This is a genomic window from Myxococcus sp. AM011 (assembly GCF_013372595.1).
In the GTDB taxonomy this organism is placed as follows: domain Bacteria; phylum Myxococcota; class Myxococcia; order Myxococcales; family Myxococcaceae; genus Myxococcus; species Myxococcus eversor.
Genome location: NZ_JABXEM010000021.1, coordinates 29579 through 46395 on the forward strand (window position 1 = coordinate 29579; position 16817 = coordinate 46395).

Genomic DNA, 16817 nt, shown 5'->3' on the forward strand with positions numbered 1-16817 from the left:
CACGGGTCCGGTGCTCGTCCAGGCCGGGCCCAGGGGTAGTAGGCCTCTCCGTCGAGCGTCGGACGGACGTGCCGCGTCGTGCGCTGGAGCAGTCGCACGCCGAGCCGGGACTCCAACTGCTTGATGGCCTGCATGGCCGTCGAGCGCGGCAGCTCCAGGTCCTGGGCCGCCACCGTGAAGCTGCGCCGCTCCACGATGCGCGTGAACAACCGCATGACGTCCAGCCGGTCCATCCCGCCTCCTCACGGTCCACCGGGGCCGAGCACAGCGGCTCGAGTGCTCGGCCCCAGCGAATCGCGGGGCACGTGGGCCCCGCGACTCCCTGCGCACCGGCTCACCGCTTAATGACGAACTCCACGCGGCGGTTCTCGCTGCGTCCTTCCGGCGTGTCGTTCGACGCGATGGGCTGGGCCGGGCCGTACCCCTTGGCCTCCAACCGCGAGCCTTCGACACCCCGGCGGATGAGGTAGGCGCGCACCGACTCCGCGCGGTCCTGGCTCAACGTGCGGTTGAGGTCCTCCGGACCGGTGTTGTCCGTGTGCCCTTCGATTCGCACCGCGACGCCGGGCCGTGCCTTCAACTGCTCGGCGATTTCGTCGAGCACCTTCGCACCCTCGCCCTCAATCTGGGCAAGGCCCACCTGGAAGGTGATGCGACGGTCCGCCAGGGAGAGCCGCTCCTCCGCCGGCGCCTTCTCCGGCTCGGGGCAACCCTGATTCTCCACGGTCCCCTTCTGCTTCGGGCACTTGTCGTCGGCATCCGGCACGCTGTCGCCGTCCGAGTCCTTCACGGGCGCGGGGCATCCCTGGTTCTCCACGGTGCCCTTCTCGTCCGGGCACTTGTCGGAGTCGTCCGGCACGCCATCGCCATCCGAGTCCTTCGCGGGCGCGGGGCATCCCTGGTTCTCCACGGTGCCCTTCTCGTTCGGGCACTTGTCCTCGGCATCCGGCACGCCATCGCCATCCGAGTCAGGGCAGCCGTTCGTCTCCGCGCTCCCAGCCTGGTTCGGGCACTTGTCCAGCCGGTCCACGACGCCATCGCCATCCGAGTCGCGGTCCGGGCAACCCGCGTTGTCCGGCGACCCGGCCTCCAGCGGGCAACGGTCCGACTTGTTCAGCACGGAGTCACCGTCGTCATCGGAGTCCGGGCACTGCTCGGGCGTGTGCTTGCGTCCACCCTGGCAGACGTCCTCGCGCGCCGGGTTGTGCGCCCACGCGATTCCCGCACCCAAGCGCCACGACGGTGTCCCCGGGATGTCCGTGAAGCCATGCCCGGCGAGCGCGTTCAGCTCGAAGCCCAGGCCAATGGGCAGCCTCACGCCTCCGAGCAGCTCCACCGCCACGTCCGGATGCACCAGCGACTCCGCCACCTGCAGGGCCACCTCGGCGCGCAGGCCATCTCCACGGGTCGCCACCACCACGGACTGCTCCAGCTCCGTGCCCACGTCGCGGCCCGGCTCCACTTCCGTGGAACGAATCCGCGCGCCCACGCTCGCGCCCAGCGCGAACATCCCGACCTCGCGCCCCAGCGAGACTCGCGGCGAGAACTGAAGCCCCGCCCAGTGCTCCTGCCGGCCGAAGGCGCTCGCCCGTCCACCCGGGAGCCCCACGTCCAGCCCCACCGCGAGGGACAACGGCGCACCTTCCTCGCGCCGCAGCAGCGAGTAGCGCGCGCCCACCTCGGGCGTCCCGAGCCCCGCGGACGAGGGCTCCGCGACTCCCTCCAACTGGTTCGCGCCATGCCCACCCTGCGAGATGATGACGGGCAGCCGCGCGGAGACCTCCAAACGGTCCACCGGAGACCACGCGCCCATCAGCCAGGCCGAGGTCCGGTAGTGGATGATGGAGCGCTCGCTCCCGTCACTGCCCTCCAACAGGAGGATGCCTCGCTCGTAGTTGGCGAGGAGGCTGAGCCGATAGCCGCCCTCCGAGAGCACCCGGCCCGTGTCCACCATCAACGAGTCCGTGGCGGCGGGGCTCAGACGCAAGCGCTCCGCGTCGAAAGCAACCAAGGGGCTGGAGAGCGTCTGCGCCGAGGCGCCCGTGGCGACCAGGGCGGCGACAAGCACACAAGTCCGTGCCGATTCACGCAAGGGAAGGTCCTTCGAGCTGAAGAGTCGGATGAGAGGATTCAGGAGGCTCACGGGGTGCCTTGCTCCCGGCCGCGACGGCGGCCTGCCCATACGGCGAGGACCGACAGCACGACGAGCGCCGCGTTCGCGCCGCCCCCCGAGGACTGACAGCCACCTCCGGCAATCGAGACCACCTGGGCCTGGACGGAGACCTCGAACGTGCACTGCGCCGAGTTCCCCGCGGCATCCGTCGCGGTGACGGTGACGCGCGTCTGGCCCGGAGGAAAGCGCGAGCCCGACTCGGGCGACGCCGTGACTGTCGCCGGTCCGGAGACGGAGTCCGTCGACGTGGGCAGGGTGTACGTCACCAGCGAGCCACCCGGCCCGTCAGAGCGCACCCGGACATTGTCCGGACAGGTCAACGGCGGCGGGGCCGTCGTGTCGCGCACCGTCACCCGGAACGTACACGTGGCCTGCTCGCCATCCGAGGCCACCGCCGTCACCGTGACGGTCGTCTCACCCAGCGGCAGCCGGCTTCCCGACGGGGGCGAGTACGTCACCACCGGCGGAGTCGGCGCACCCGGGTCCGTCACCGTCGCGGGCTCATACGTCACCTCGGCCCCCGAGGCGTCCTGGGCCTCCACCACCTGGTCCGCGGGACAGGTGAGCACCGGCGGAGGGTTTGCCGCCACGTCCACCGCCACCGTGGAGGTATTGCTGTCCAGTCCGCAATCCCGGGCCACGAAGGTGAAGGTGTCCGGGCCGGAGTAGCCCGCGTTCGGCGTGTACGTGAGGTTGGGTGGCGTCCCGCTCAGCGTTCCATTCGCGGGAGGCGTGACGATGACGTACGTCAGCGGACCCGCCTCCGCATCCGTGGCCACCAGCGTCACCGCCACCGGGGTGCCATGGGGCGCGGCAACAGTCTGGGCCTGCGCCACCGGCGCGGTGTTCTGCAGCACCGTCATCAGTCGCCCGCTTCCAATCGCGTTGGCGAAGACGGACAGCGCATAGGTGCCGGGCGTCGTGCTGGCGGGAATGGTCACCGTCACGCCCGTGGCGGACAGGTCCGTCCCCGGCAGGCTCCAGAGCCGACCACCCTCCACGCCTTGCAGCCGCGCCAGCGGGAAGTCCGTCGCGGAGTCCTTGTAGTCTCCCGAGCTGGCCCCGGAGATGCCTCGGAACCCCGTGCCATTGATTCGGACGGAGCACGTACGAAGCACCTCGTCCGGCCCCGTCACCACCGGACGCCAGGCGGGCTGCGCCCCCGTGTCCTCGTACAGCTCGGAGCTCGCCAGCCACGTATTGGCCGCGGACTCTCCCCCGAGCACGAGCACCTCGCTCGTGGGCAGCACCACGGCGGCGAAGCGCGCCCGGGGCCCACCGAGGTTCTTCGCCGGCTTCCAGGTGTTCGTCGTGCCGTCATACAGCTCCGCGGTGTCGAGCACCGCGCCTCCAGCGCCCTGGCCTCCCGCGACGAGCAAGCGGCCCGACGGCAACAGCACCGCGGAGTGGAAGGCGCGCGCCCCCGCGAGCGAGCCCGCCGGAGTCCAGGTGTTGGAGACCGGGTCATACAGCTCCGCCGAGGCCAGCTCCGCCGCGAGCGTGGAGCCCGCCGATGCCAGCACGCGGCCCGAGGACAACAACGTCAGCGTGAAGGACTCGCGCCCCTGAGCGAGGCTCGCCGCCGGAGCCCAGGTGTTGGTGGTCGGGTCATACAGCTCCGCCGACGCCAGCAGCGCTCCCGCGTTCTGCCCGCCCGCCACGAGGACACGGCCGTCGTTGAGCAACACGGCGGCATGTCCCGAGCGCGGCGTGGAGGCCGAAGCGGCGGCGCTCCAGGCATGGGTCGCCGGGTCATACACCTCCGCCGACGCCGAGCTCGCGCCGCCCACCACGAGCACCTGGCCCGAGCCGAGCACCGTCGCGGTGTGTCCATCTCGGGCCGTGGCCAGAGCGCCCGCGGGCGTCCAGGCGTTGGCCGTGGCGTCATACTGCTCGGCCGAAGCCACCGCACCCGCGCCATTGGCGCCGCCGACGACGAGCACCCGGCCCGACTGCAACAGGCTCATCGAGGCCCGCTCACGCGCTGTCGCCAGGGACGCGGCGGGCGCCCAGGTGTTGCTCGCTCGCGTGTAGCGCTCCGCCGTCGCGAGCACTCCTCCCGGACCGCGGCCTCCAGCCACCAGCACCTGCCCCGTGGGCAACAGCACGGCCGCCCTGGAAGCGCGCGACGCCGCGAGATTGCCGGCGGGAGCCCAGACGTCGCTGGATTCCTCATAGACATCGGCGTCGGCGTAGAAGGTGAGGCTCGGGTTGGAGCGGTAGCCGCCGTTGGCCAGCACCTGGCCCGTGGGCAGCAGCGTCGCCATCAGGTTCTCACGCCCCACCGCCATCGTCCCGGCCGAGCTCCAGGTCCCCGTCGCGGGGTCATACAGCTCCGAGACCACCTCGGTATTGCGAGCCGCGTCCGCGCCGCCCGCGACGAGCACCTTGCCGTCGGGAAGCAGCGTGGCGGAGTGGCCATTGCGCGGAAAGCCGAGCGCTTCCGTGGCGGTCCACGTGTTGGCCACGGGGTCATAGAGCTCCGCGTGGTTGGTGACCCCTCCCGCCGCGAAGCCGCCCGCGAGCAGCACCCGGCCATCCGGCAACAGGGTCCCCGTCGCGTAGTGCCGAGGGACCAGGACAGGCGCCGCGAGAGACCATGTCTCGGAGACGGGGTCATACAGCTCGCATTGGGGGACCTCGCCCGGGATGACGTTGCTGAAGCCGCTCACCACCAGCACCCGTCCATCCCTCAGCAGCACGGCCGCGTGAGCACGGTGGACGACCGCCATGGAACCCGTGGGTGTGAAGAGGTTGGTCGCGGCATCGTAGAGCTCCGCCGTCGCCAGGTTGGAGCCACCGGCGACGAGCACCTTGCCCGAGGGCAGCACGGTGACCGACGGCAAGCTGCGCAGCGCGGACATCGCGCCCGTGGCGGTCCAGGTGTTCGTCTGGACATCGTAGATGCGTCCCGTCTGGCTGCCGTCCGTCATCACCAGCGGCCGTCCCGTGGGCAGCATCACGCCCACCGCGATATTGCCCTGGATGCCGGGGCTCCCAGCGGAAGCCCAGGTCCCCCGCTCCGGGTCGAACCGCTCCGCGGTGGACACGAAGCCCAGCCTGTTGACCCCTCCCGACACCAGGACCGTGCCATCCGTCAGGAGCAGCGAGGCGTGCTGCGCTCTCGGGGTCGCCATGCCGGCCGTCGACGACCAGGCCGGGTCCACCACCAGCGGCGCGGCGAGTCCGGCGAGCGCCACCTCCGTGACGAGACTCACGCGAACACCCTCGACGTCGAACACGTTCGCGACCGAGGACGCGCGCACGCCCGACAGTCGCGTGACGCCGCGTCGGGACTCGCCCCGCGCATCGCGCACCTCGGACGGATGGAAGCGCAGGACGGGCTGCCCGTCGGTGTCGAGGAACTCCACGTACTCGCCCACGTCCCGCAGGCGCGTCACCGAAGGCGGCAGCGTGACGTGGTACTCCGCGCGGTGGAACGGCTCGGAGCCATCCACCACCCAGGCCTCCTCCAGTCGCGAGGAGCGCCAGCCCTGGCTCACCTCGGCGGAAGCACCCACCGGGAACCAGAAGTGCCGGGGGCCCGCGAAGACCTCCGTGCGCTCGCGGCGCAGGGCCCCGGCGTCATCGGCGGAAGCCCCCTGTTCGATGCGGAAGAGCAGGCCCCGCGTCGTCAACTCCAGCGTCCCGCTCCCGGAGAGCCGCGACGTGAGGGCGCGGGAATCCGCGACGGTGAGGGGAACCTCCGAGGTGGAGTAGACCTTCGACGGCGCCTCCTCCGTGGCCAGTTCCGGGAAGTAGGCTCGGGTCAGGGCCACGGCTTGCGCCGAGTCCGGCAGGTCGCGCTTCTGTTCGCACGCGGCGACGAAGGCACAGCAGAGCACCACGACCAGGCGTTGCGAGACGCATCTAGACTGCATCTTTCAGCCTCCACACCCGTGCGCGTGGCACGGGCTGACGCGCGGGGGGCTCCACGGCTGGCGAGCATGCGCGTGTTGCATCCGGCTGTATCACGCTTTGACCCCACCGGGTCCTGGCTGACGCCTCCAAAAAGAAACGCCAAGGGTTTGGACACGACAGTGGCAGGCTGCGGGCCTCGTTGGGTTTCATGGAGGAATAAAATGACCGCGACGAAGCATCAGCCCGTCACCGCGCCTGGATTGCCGAAGCCCGTGGGCCCCTACTCTCCGGGCATGCGGCTGGACTCGTTGCTCCTCGTGTCCGGACAGGCGGCCACGGACCCCGCTACCGGGAAGCAGGCCGAGGGAATCGAGGCGCAGACGGAGCAGGTCCTCCGCAACCTGGAGCGCATCCTCCTCGCCGGTGGCTCCAGCCTCCAGCACGTCCTGCGCTGCGGCGTCTTCCTCGTCGACATGAAGGACTTCTCCCGGATGAACGCCGTCTATGAGCGCGTGTTCGCCGGGCACCGTCCCGCCCGCACCACGGTGCAGGTGGCGGCGCTCCCCGAGGCCGGACTGCTGGTGGAGATAGACTGCATCGCCTACGTGCCCTGAGACGGCCGCGGACTTCACGGTCCGAATCAGGACCGGAACTGTCCTAGATGGCCCGTACGGTGCCTTCCGATACCCCGCTACCGGAAGGCCCCATGCGACCTGTGCTCTTCACGCTCTTGTTGTTGCTCACGTGCGAGGCGGGTGCGCGTCCGAGGACGCCTCCGACAGGAGCCTCCGCCGTGAAGCCCGCGTCCCGTGATTGCTGTGCCGTGCTGGAGTTGCGGCAGTACACGCTGCGCCCAGGCCAGCGCGACGTCCTCATCGACCTGTTCGAGCGGGAGTTCATCGAGAGCCAGGAAGCCGAGGGCGCCCACCTCGTCGGACAGTTCCGGGACTCGGCCCGGTCCGAGCGCTTCGTCTGGGTGCGCGGCTTCCCGGACATGGTGTCGCGCGAACAGACCCTGAAGCGCTTCTACGGAGGGCCGGTGTGGAAGGCCCATCGCGAAGCGGCCAACGCGACGATGCTGGACTCGAGCAATGTCCTGCTGTTGCGCCCCGTCACCGGAAGTCGAGGGTTCCCCCCGCCGAGCGCCCAGCGGCCCGACAAGGGGAACACCTCGACGCCGGACTCCGTCGTCCTCGTCACGATGTTCCACCGTGACGCCCCCCTGGACGCCGGGTTGCTGCGCTTCGTCGAGCAACAGCTCGTGCCCGTCCTGCGCGAGACGGGTGGCGCGCCGCTCGCCCTGTTCCAGACGGAGTACGCCCCGAACACCTTCCCCGCCCTCCCCGTGCGCGAGGGAGAGCACGTGCTCGTCGCGTTCACCGTGTTCGCGAGCCGGGAGCAGTACCAGGCCCACGTCGAGCGACTGGCCGGCTCACGCCGATGGACGGACACCGTGCGTCCCGCCCTGCTCCAATATTTGAAGGCCGCCCCCGAGTCCCTGCTGCTGGAGCCCACGCCCCGCTCCCTGCTGCGGTGAAGCCGCGGCCTACGGCGACACCGCGATGTCTCCATTGTCGATGGCGGACTTCTGCCCGAAGAAGCGCAGCCCGAGCTGCCCCACCTTCACGCCGTCCTTCGAGGTGGCGCCCATGGCCGCGACGTCCAGGTTGAGGGCGGGAGCCAGGCTCACCGAGAGGAGGTCCTGCGACCCTGATTCATCCGAGACGGCTCCGAAATAAGCCAGCAGGGGGACCTCCGCCATCAACGTGGCGTTGCCACCCGCCTGGATGAAGTTCTCGAGATTCCCCTCGCGCGAGGCCGCGGGGGGCTCGCCTTCCTCCGGCGTCGGAGTCTCCGTGGAGGTGATGGCCGCATAGAGGCTGAGCTGGACGTTGTAGAGCACCCGGAACCCCAGCAGCTTCGCGGTGATGCTCTTGCCCTCCTCGGACACGCCGGTGAAGGTGAAGTAGTCGGCCGCCGATATCGTGTCGTGGCCGAAGTAGACATTGGAGACCGCCTTGTCCCAGAACCGGTACTGCAACTTCTCGGGACGCGACGGCCCTTCACCCTCGGGCTTGCCATCGACGAGGGCCCGCTCCGTCGCGCCCGTTCTCCCCCGGAGCCGCGTCTCCGGAGGGGCCATGGACTGCGCGAACGTCACCCGGGGCATCCCCACGAAAAACACGAGCAAGCCACACAGCACCAGGCGCTTCATCGGACCCCCAAATCAGACAACACCCGTGCCGACATTGCAGGGGGCACGCCAGCGGTGGCTCCAGGGTGACACGCGGCACGTTCCGGGCCGGGACTGTCCACCGGCTTTGACAATCCCCTCGCGCGGTGTCCAATCCCGTGGACAGGTGCGAGTCGAGCCGTCTGTCACACAGGCATGTAAGGGATTGGCCTTAGTCCCTTTCGACAGGCTCCGCGCGGAGTGTCGACTCGCGAGTCTCAACAGGGACCCGCGTCGGGCTTTGCTGACGGGGACGCGTCACCCCAGCTTGCCCCGTGGCCCGTCCATCCCGGACAGGCTTCGTGGCCCCTGACTCGCGTCATGTCCGCGGTGCGGTGTGCGCGGTGCCAGAGAGGCCTCGAGAGGAGCACACACATGAGGTCGCGGTGGGTGGGTTGGTTGGCTTTGGGGATGTTCTTGTTCTGGAGCGGGGGTGCGGGCGCGACGGAGCCGGAGCCTTCCGCGGTATCGCAGGTGGATTCGTTCGCCACGAGTTGGATCTACCGGGACGCCATGACGTCGCCCTGGGTGAACGCCTCCTGGACGACACACTCCCTCGTGGCCCCCTCTCCGGTGTCGGAGGGGCGCTACTCCATCTCCGCGACGATGGGCGCCGAGGAGGCCCTGTTCTTCTACACGCCCTCCCGCGTCGCCGACTCCAGCGCCGTGTTCATCCTGCGCGTGCACGGCGGAACGGCCGGGACGGGCGCGGCGGTCAAGGTCCGCGCCTTCGCGGATGACCTGCTGACCGCCGGCACGGACCTGGGTGCGCGCTGCACGGGGGGGCGCATCCAGGCCAATACCTGGGTGACCTGCAACGTGCCGCTCTCCGCGCTCGCGCCCCCGGGAGCGCGCATCCAGGGCGTCGTGCTCCAGGAAGGGCGCGGCGTGACGCTGCCCACGCTCTACTTCGATGAGCTGCGCGTGGAGGGCCTGAGCGTCCCATCCGCCGTGACTGTCACGCTCTCCCCCGCATCCCTCTCCATGACCGGAGGTACCTCCCGGACCTTCATCGCCACGGTGACGGGAACCTCGAACACGGCGGTGACCTGGTCCATCCAGGAGGGGCCCACGGGCGGCTCCGTCACGGCCGCGGGCCGCTACACCGCGCCCCGGCAGGTGGGCACGTATCACCTGGTGGCCACCAGCGTCGCGGACCCCACGAAGTCCGCGACGGCGCCCATCCGGGTCACCGCGCCGCCGTCCGGCGGGTTGTGGGTGTCTGGCTATTACACCGGCTGGAACGCGGACCTGTATCCGCCGGAGAAGGTCGACTTCAGCGCGATGACCCACATCATGGTCGGCCGCGTCACCCCCAATCCCGACGGCACGGTGAACACCCAGTTCGACAACGACAACGGCCCCGCCATCGCCCGCACCCTGTCCACCCGCGCCCACGCGGCCAACCGCAAGGCGCTCATCATGGTGGGCGGCTCCGGAGAGCACGACGGTTGGGTGGGTGCCGCGTCCAACGCCAACCGCGCCCGCTTCGTGCGCAACCTCCTGGCCGCCATGGACAGCTTCGGCTACGACGGCCTGGACATCGACTGGGAGCCGGTGGAGGCCGCCGACAAGCCCTTCCTGCTCGCGCTGGTGCGAGAGCTGCGAGCGGCCCGGCCCGGCATGCTCCTCACCTTCCCCATGGGCTGGGTCAACGCCAACTTCCCCGAGGACGCCGACCCGTGGTTCACCAACCTGGTGCCGTACCTGGACCAGATGAACGTCATGACCTACGAGATGACGGGCCCGTGGGGCGGCTGGACGTCCTGGTACTCCTCCGCGCTGATGGGAGAGTCGGGCACCCACCCCACCTCCGTGGACGCCAGCCTGAGTGCCTGGGTGGCCGCGGGAATCCCCAAGGCCAAGCTGGGCATGGGGCTGCCATTCTATGGCATGGCCTGGCGCCACATCACCGGCCCCTATCAACCCTATACGGACTGGTCCGACTACGTGGGCAGCGACAATGACTTCACCTACGGGCGCATCCTGGAGCTGTCCGCCATGGGCGGGACGTATCACTGGGATGCCCAGGCGCAGTCCAGCTACGTGACATTCACCACGCCGGTGGTGGATGGAACCGTGCGCTGGATTTCCTATGACTCGCCGCAAGCGATTGCCGCCAAGGGGGCCTGGGCGCGCGCCAACGGCTTCGGCGGCACCATCATCTGGAGCCTCAACCAGGGCTGCACCGACCCGGTGACGGGCGCCAATCCCCCGCTCGACGCGGTGAAGGGCGCCTTCCTCCCCTAGCCCTGGGAAGCGCGGGCCCCAGGAAGGGTAGTCGTCATCCTCCCTGCCCCGCACCGCTCGCGTCTCCCCGGCCCGGGCCCGCCTGGGCTCCTCGGGCCGGGGGATGCCCTCCACGGACAGGTGCACGCCGTCCAGTGAAAAGACTGTCAGGGCATTCCACCAGCTCTGCCTCGAATCACACGCCGGGAGCGTGCAGTGGGCGGGGATGCCCGACAGGCGGCCTTGGCGTCCACGACGTTGGCGCCCAGTCTGCAATGGCCAGACGCCAACCGGGATGCACCGGCCTTCTCGCTGCTGGAGCTGTCCATATGACAACCCTGAAGAGTGCCCTTGCCACCGCCGCCGTCGCCGCGTCACTCACCCTCGCGCCTTCCGCGGACGCGGCCACCGCCACCGCCAACCTGACGGTGACGGCCACGGTGAACTCCGCGTGCAGCATCAACTCCGGCACGCTCAACTTCGGCAACTACGACCCGGTGCTCATCAACGGCAGCGCGGGAATCGACCTGCTCGGCGCCGGGACGATGACGGTGCAGTGCACCCTGCTGGGCACCGCGGTCGTCACGCTGGGCCAGGGCGCGCACGCCGACTCGGGCTCCACGGACGCGGTGCCGCTGCGCCGGATGCTGCGCACCACGTCCAACGACTTCTTGTCCTATACGCTGTACCAGGACCTGACGCGCCTGGTGGTCTGGGGCAACACGGCCGGCACGGGCCTGCCCTACATCGGAACGGGCCTGTCCACTCCCGTGACGGTGTTCGGCACCGTGCCCAAGGGGCAGAACGTCCCCTCCGGCACCTACAACGACACCGTCGTCGCCACCATCACCTTCTGACGCGGGACACCACCCTCATGCGCATCCGTCTTTCTTCCTGGGCCCGGTGTCTGGGATTGATGGTGGGCCTCACCTGGGTTCTCCCCGGGACGGGGCTCGCCGCGTCGCTCGAGGTCAATCCCGTCCGTCTCGAGTTGGAGACCGGAGCCCGGGGCGTGGTGGTCACCGTGCGGAACCAGGGCACGGAGACCACGCGCTTCCAGGCCTCGGTCCACACCTGGGTCCAGGACGAAGACGGGCGCATGACGTTGGAGCCGACGCAGGAGCTGTTCTTCTTCCCGTCGATGCTGACGTTGGAGCCGGGAGAGTCCCGCCCCATCCGGGTGGGCATCTCCTCGGCGCCGCGAGACACGGAGCGCCCCTTCCGGCTCGTCATCGAGGAGATGCCGCCCCTGGGGCCGGTGCCGCCCGCCATGGGCCTGAAGATTCTCACCCGCGTCTCCATCCCCGTGTTCGTCGCGCCCAAGCTCAAGGCCGTCCAGGGCCGCGTCGAGGACGTGGACCTGCGCCAGTCACGGTTCCACTTCCGCGTCAGGAACCCGGGCACGGTGAACTTCTTCATCCGTCAGACGCGGGTGCGCGGCCTGGATGCGCGGGGCCAGTCGCTGGTGGAGAAGGACCAGGTGGGCTGGTACGTGCTGCCCGGAGGCTCGCAGGTGTTCGCGCTGGACACCTCCGCCGAGCACTGCCAGCGAATCCGTTCGCTGGAGGTGGAGGTGGAGACGGACCGGGGCGTGTTCCGGCAGAGCGCGCCCGTCAGCGCCTCCGAGCCCTGTGGGCCCGCGCAGTCTCCATGAGTCACTCGCGAAGGGGGGCTCCAGGGGGCGCGCTGGCCCTGGCGCTGGTGGCTTGCTTCATGTGCATGCCCGCGCGCGCGGCCTCGGCCGAGCCCGGGCACCTCGTTCCCATCGTGGTGGAGTTCACGCTGAACGGCGTCCCCCTGGGTGACGCCTTCCCGCTGCTGAGGGGCACGGACGTGTTGCTGCCCGCGGCCACGCTGGAGGAGGGCGGCGTGGACCTGGCGCGGCTGGGGGGGCGCGTGGAGGTCATCTCGGGCCAGGGCTATGTCTCGCTGCAATCCCTGGCACCCCAGGGACGCTTCGAGCTCGACGAGCGCACCGCCAGCCTGCGCTGCGAGTTGCCATCCTCCGCCTTCACGCCGACGCGCATCGACCTGGGTACCCAGGCCCCCGAAGGCTACGCCGTCACCGGAAGCCCCAGCGGGTTCGTCAACTACGCCGCGCACCTGCGCAACACGAGCGTCGCGCTGTTCGGCGAGGTGGGCGCGTCGGTGGGCCGGGGCCTGTTGACGAGCCAGGGGCGGTGGAGTCCCGGCGCGACACCGCTGCGGGGGCTGACGCAGCTGTCGGTGGACTTTCCGGAGGTCATGGTGCGCGCCGTCGCGGGCGAGGCCACCGGCCAGGGTGGCGTGCTCGGCGGTGGCGCGGTGGTGGCGGGCCTCCACGTCATGCGCTCCTTCGAGCTCAACCCGTACTTCGTGCGCAACCCGGTGCAGGACCTGGCGGGCGACGTCACCACGCCGTCCACGCTGGAGGTCTACGTCAACAACCGGCTGGTGCGCCGCACCGAGCTGCCACCGGGGCCCTACCGGCTGGAGAACCTCACCGTGCCCCGGGGCGACGGCACCACGCGCTACGTGGTGCGCGACGCCTTCGGGCGCGTGAGCGAGGTGAACGCGTCGTACTCGCTGGGCGCGCAGCTGCTGTCGCCGGGCGTGGCGGACTACCACGTGTCCCTGGGCATCGAGCGCGAGTCGGTGGGCACGCGCAGCTTCGACTACGGACGGCCGCTGCTGCTGGGCACCTTCCGCCTGGGGGCGACGCCCTGGTTGACGCCGGGCGTGCGGCTGGAGCTGTCCACTGACCTGCTCAGCACCGGCGCGGTGCAGTGGTTCCAGCTCCCGCTCGGAGAGATGGAGCTCTCCGAGGCCATCAGTCGCTCGGAGCGCCACACCGGAGTGGCGGCCGGCGCCGCGTACTCGGTCCAGGGGCGGTGGTTGGGAGGCTCTGTCTTCGGCCGGGCGATGAGCGCGCGCTACGCGCACAGCAGCCTTGCCCAGGACGCGCCGCACCCGCGGCTGGAGTCGGGTGGCAACCTCTTCGTCTCGCTCGGCGGTCGGGTCAGCCTGGGCGGGCAGGCGCTGGTGACGCGCTGGAGGAACCGCGGTTGGTCCACGTGGCTGAGCGCGTCCACCTCCGCGCAGTTGAGCGGGCGGACCCTGATTTCGTTCTCCGCCAGTCGGGGCCAGCAGCGCCAGGGCCCGTCCTCGCTGGAGGGCATGGTGTACCTGAACACCATCCTGGACCCGAGGACGACGGGCACGCTGGGCCACACCCAGCACCGGGGAGGCGGCCTCACCACCGCGGATGTCTCTCGAGGCGTGCCCGTGGAGGGCGGGCTGGGCTTCCAGGTCCAGGGCCAGGCGGGCCTGCACCACCAGGCGCTCGGCCGCGTCGAGTACGAGACGAACGTGGGCCGCTACACCGCGGGCCTGGAGTGGCGTCAGGGCGTGCTGGTGGGCGCGGCCGAGGTCTCCGGGGGCGTGGTGGCGCTCGGCGGTCGCCTGCGTCCCACCCGCGCGGTGGACCAGGGGTATGCGCTGGTGCGGGTGGAGGGCGTGGAGGGCGTCGGCGTGCGGCTCGACAACCACCTCATCGGCCGGACGGATTCGCGGGGCGAGCTGATGGTGACGCGGCTCCAGTCCTACGGGGCCAACCGGCTGTCGCTCACGGACGAGGACCTGCCGCTGGACGTCTATCTCCGGACGACGGAGCGACTGGTGGCGCCGTGGCGGCGCGGAGGCGTGGTGCTCGACTTCCAGGTGGACGCGGTGCGCGCGTTCCGGGGCCGGCTGGTGCTCGCGGACGACGCGGAAGGGCGCACACCCGCCCATGGAGAGCTGCGGGTGGACGTCGCGGGCGCGCGCCTCAGCTCTCCGGTGGGGAGGAATGGCGAGTTCGAGCTGGTGGGGCTGCCCGCGGGAAAGCACGCGGCGAGCGTCATCCACCCCGGAGGACGATGCGCCGCGACGCTGGACGTCCCATCCCTGGCGGGCAAGGTCATCGACCTGGGAACGGTGAGGTGCGTGGATGCGGCTGCACGGTGACGCGATACGACCCCGTGCGCTCCTGCTGGCGGGCCTGTGCGGGCTGGCTCCCGCGAGTGCCCAGGCGGTCTGTGAGGTTCGCAACGTGGTGGGCCTGAGCTTCCTCAACTACACCAGCACCTCCACACTGCCGCTCGACGCCATGGGGAGCATCACCTTCCGGTGCACCATCATCCAGCTCACGCCCGTCACCATCGACCTGAGCCAGGGCAGCTCCAACAGCTATACGACGCGGCTCATGAACGGCCCGTCCTCCAGCAAGCTCGCCTACAACCTCTACCTGGACCCCTCCCGGCTGGTGGTCTGGGGCAACAACACGGCCGGCACGTCACGGTATGGCCCGGTCCTCCCCCTGCTGGGCCTGGACATCACCGTCCCCATCCACGGCCGGGTCCCCGCCCAGCAGAGCGTCGCGGCGGGCGCCTACTCCGACACGCTGGTGGTGACGGTGAACTTCTGATGCCCGGGTGCTCACGCCACGTGCGAGTCCCGCCCGCTCCGCTGGGACGCGGGGCATGCGCGCGGAGAGGCGCTCCACCGCGGACGTCGCGCTCGCGGAGCCTGGGCCGCTCGCCTATCCTCACACCATGAGTTCTTCCGACCCCATCGCGACGACCTTCGTCACCCATGAAGTCACCAATCAGGCGCCCCCCCTGGTGTACGACGCCTGGAAGACAGACCTCCCGTTGCGCGAGGCCGTGGCACGCGAGGGTGGAAGCTGGGCCGAGGCGGACATCGCGAAGTACGGCCCGCTGGTGGGCGGCGAGCTGATGCAGCTGGGCTTCACCGCCAACGAGAACAAGCCGAAGTTCAAGCCCTTCGACCGCTATGGCAACCGGCTGGACGAGGTGGAGTTCCATCCGGCCTACCACCGCATCATGGAGGCGGCCGTCGCCCATGGCATCCCCAACTTCGCGTGGCGCCACGAGAAGACGGTGGGCGCCCACGTCGCGCGCATGGCGCTCTCCTATCTCCACAACCAGGCCGACCAGGGGACCAGCTGTCCGCTGACGATGACGTACGCGTGCGTGCCCACGTTCCGGGCGCACGCGGGGCTCGCGGAGAAGTGGCTGCCGCTCGTCACATCCACGGCGTATGACTCGCGCTTCCAGCCCGCCGAGCAGAAGAAGGGCGTCACCATCGGCATGGGCATGACGGAGAAGCAGGGCGGCTCCGACGTGCGCAGCAACAGCACGCGCGCGCACCAGCTGGGCGCCCGAGGGGCGGGCAATCCCTACGCGCTGGTGGGGCACAAGTTCTTCTTCTCCGCACCCATGAGCGACGCCTTCTTCGTCCTGGCCCAGGCCGAGGGCGGGCTGTCGTGCTTCCTCCTGCCGCGCTTCACGCCGGAGGGCACGCGCAACGCCATCCGAATCCAACGGCTCAAGGACAAGCTGGGGGATTGGAGCAACGCCAGCTCGGAGGTGGAGTTCCAGGGCGCGGTGGCCTTCATGGTCGGAGAGGAAGGCCGGGGCGTGGCGACCATCCTGGAGATGGTGGCCCTCACGCGCCAGGACTGCATGATTGGCTCCAGCAGCCTGATGCGCCAGGCGCTGGTGCAGGCCATCCACCACACGCGGCATCGCAAGGCGTTCGGTCGGCGGCTCATCGAGCAGCCGCTGATGATGAACGTGCTCGCGGACCTGGCGCTCGAGTCGGAGGCCCACACCGTGCTGACGGCGCGCGTGTCCCGCGCCGTGGACGCAAGCCACCGCGACGAGCGGGAGGCCGCCTTCGCCCGCATGGCCACCGCGGTGGGCAAGTACTGGGTGTGCAAGCGCGCGCCCACCTTCGTCAACGAGGCGCAGGAGTGCCTGGGCGGCGCCGGCTACGTGGAGGAGGCCAACCTGGCGCGGCTGTACCGGCAGGCGCCGCTGAACTCCATCTGGGAGGGCAGTGGCAACATCCAGTGCCTGGACGTGCTGCGCGCGGCCACCCGTGAGCCCGCGAGCCGCGAGGCCCTGTTCCAGGAGCTGATGGCGGCCCAGGGCGGCCACCCCGCGCTCGACGCGGAGCTGGCGCGCATCGCCAAGGACTTCTCGGACACCGCCACGCTGGAGACGCGCTCGCGCTTCGTCGTCGAGCGGCTGGCCCTGGCGCTCCAGGCCTCCCTGCTCCTGCGCGCGGGCAACAGCCAGGTGGCCGACGCCTTCTGCGAGTCCCGGCTCGGCGGCGCGCACGGCAACTGCTTCGGCACCCTGCCCGCCCATGCCCCGATGAAGGCGCTCATCGAGCGGGCCTTCAGCGAAGGCGCGGTGGCCTGAGGCCCCCTCGCCTGCCCTCACCCCGTGTCCGGACCACACTGTCGGGCAGGAAGGCCTCCGCCCCGTCCACCGC

General features: G+C 70.4%; 11 protein-coding genes and 1 pseudogene. 8 read left to right on the forward strand and 4 right to left on the reverse strand.

Going from position 1 to position 16817, the window contains the following annotated elements:
• Positions 1–56: 56 nt before the first annotated feature.
• The 3 genes and pseudogenes from HUW62_RS48525 to HUW62_RS06665 form a co-directional block, all read right to left on the reverse strand.
• A pseudogene (locus HUW62_RS48525) lies at positions 57–233 on the reverse strand (LysR family transcriptional regulator); the annotation flags it as partial.
• Positions 234–334: 101 nt separating this feature from the next.
• A complete protein-coding gene (locus HUW62_RS06660) occupies positions 335–2068 on the reverse strand; it encodes an OmpA family protein (protein ID WP_240356850.1) in 1734 nt (577 codons plus the stop codon).
• Between the two features lie 71 nt (positions 2069–2139).
• On the reverse strand, positions 2140–6054 hold the full coding sequence (locus HUW62_RS06665; protein ID WP_176433908.1) for a kelch repeat-containing protein: 3915 nt from the start codon (positions 6052–6054) through the stop codon (positions 2140–2142).
• 201 nt (positions 6055–6255) lie between these two features.
• Here HUW62_RS06665 and HUW62_RS06670 point away from each other — a divergent pair, with 201 nt between their 5' ends.
• Both HUW62_RS06670 and HUW62_RS06675 read left to right on the forward strand, forming a co-directional pair.
• Entirely contained in the window at positions 6256–6648 is a 393-nt protein-coding gene (locus HUW62_RS06670) for a RidA family protein (RefSeq protein ID WP_163868848.1), read from the forward strand.
• A 92-nt stretch (positions 6649–6740) separates the two neighbouring features.
• Entirely contained in the window at positions 6741–7571 is an 831-nt protein-coding gene (locus HUW62_RS06675; RefSeq protein WP_163868849.1) for an NIPSNAP family protein, read from the forward strand.
• A gap of 9 nt (positions 7572–7580) precedes the next feature.
• Here the strand turns inward: HUW62_RS06675 and HUW62_RS06680 are convergent, their stop codons facing one another.
• Positions 7581–8249 (reverse strand): hypothetical protein, encoded by a 669-nt coding sequence (locus HUW62_RS06680; protein WP_163868850.1) that lies wholly within the window; start codon positions 8247–8249, stop codon positions 7581–7583.
• A gap of 393 nt (positions 8250–8642) precedes the next feature.
• Here HUW62_RS06680 and HUW62_RS06685 point away from each other — a divergent pair, with 393 nt between their 5' ends.
• The 6 genes from HUW62_RS06685 (at position 8643) to HUW62_RS06710 (ending at position 16744) form a co-directional block, all read left to right on the forward strand.
• Positions 8643–10517, forward strand: coding sequence for a glycoside hydrolase family 18 protein (locus tag HUW62_RS06685; protein WP_176433909.1), 1875 nt, complete (start codon positions 8643–8645; stop codon positions 10515–10517).
• 308 nt (positions 10518–10825) lie between these two features.
• A complete protein-coding gene (gene pru, locus HUW62_RS06690; RefSeq protein ID WP_163868852.1) occupies positions 10826–11353 on the forward strand; it encodes a fruiting body spore coat protein U in 528 nt (175 codons plus the stop codon).
• 17 nt (positions 11354–11370) lie between these two features.
• Positions 11371–12150, forward strand: a complete 780-nt coding sequence (locus HUW62_RS06695; RefSeq protein WP_163868853.1) for a molecular chaperone — start codon at positions 11371–11373, stop codon at positions 12148–12150.
• On the forward strand, positions 12147–14480 hold the full coding sequence (locus HUW62_RS06700) for a fimbria/pilus outer membrane usher protein (RefSeq protein ID WP_255203282.1): 2334 nt from the start codon (positions 12147–12149) through the stop codon (positions 14478–14480). The genes HUW62_RS06695 and HUW62_RS06700 overlap by 4 nt, the downstream gene beginning before the upstream one ends.
• Positions 14464–14940 carry a spore coat U domain-containing protein gene (locus HUW62_RS06705; RefSeq protein WP_176433910.1) on the forward strand — a complete coding sequence of 159 codons (477 nt, stop codon included), beginning with the start codon at positions 14464–14466 and terminating at the stop codon, positions 14938–14940. Before HUW62_RS06700 ends, HUW62_RS06705 begins: the two co-directional genes overlap by 17 nt.
• Positions 14941–14995: 55 nt before the next feature.
• A complete protein-coding gene (locus HUW62_RS06710) occupies positions 14996–16744 on the forward strand; it encodes an isovaleryl-CoA dehydrogenase (RefSeq protein WP_255203283.1) in 1749 nt (582 codons plus the stop codon).
• Positions 16745–16817 lie beyond the last annotated feature (73 nt).

Excerpts from the sequence above, each read along its gene's own strand:
- HUW62_RS06680 (WP_163868850.1), bottom strand. The coding sequence starts at position 8,249 with ATGAAGCGCCTGGTGCTGTGTGGCTTGCTCGTGTTTTTCGTGGGGATG.
- HUW62_RS06700 (WP_255203282.1), top strand. The coding sequence starts at position 12,147 with ATGAGTCACTCGCGAAGGGGGGCTCCAGGGGGCGCGCTGGCCCTGGCG.
- HUW62_RS06665 (WP_176433908.1), bottom strand. The coding sequence starts at position 6,054 with ATGCAGTCTAGATGCGTCTCGCAACGCCTGGTCGTGGTGCTCTGCTGT.
- HUW62_RS06675 (WP_163868849.1), top strand. The coding sequence starts at position 6,741 with ATGCGACCTGTGCTCTTCACGCTCTTGTTGTTGCTCACGTGCGAGGCG.
- HUW62_RS06670 (WP_163868848.1), top strand. The coding sequence starts at position 6,256 with ATGACCGCGACGAAGCATCAGCCCGTCACCGCGCCTGGATTGCCGAAG.
- HUW62_RS06710 (WP_255203283.1), top strand. The coding sequence starts at position 14,996 with ATGCGCGCGGAGAGGCGCTCCACCGCGGACGTCGCGCTCGCGGAGCCT.
- HUW62_RS06685 (WP_176433909.1), top strand. The coding sequence starts at position 8,643 with ATGAGGTCGCGGTGGGTGGGTTGGTTGGCTTTGGGGATGTTCTTGTTC.
- HUW62_RS06695 (WP_163868853.1), top strand. The coding sequence starts at position 11,371 with ATGCGCATCCGTCTTTCTTCCTGGGCCCGGTGTCTGGGATTGATGGTG.
- HUW62_RS06705 (WP_176433910.1), top strand. The coding sequence starts at position 14,464 with ATGCGGCTGCACGGTGACGCGATACGACCCCGTGCGCTCCTGCTGGCG.
- pru (WP_163868852.1), top strand. The coding sequence starts at position 10,826 with ATGACAACCCTGAAGAGTGCCCTTGCCACCGCCGCCGTCGCCGCGTCA.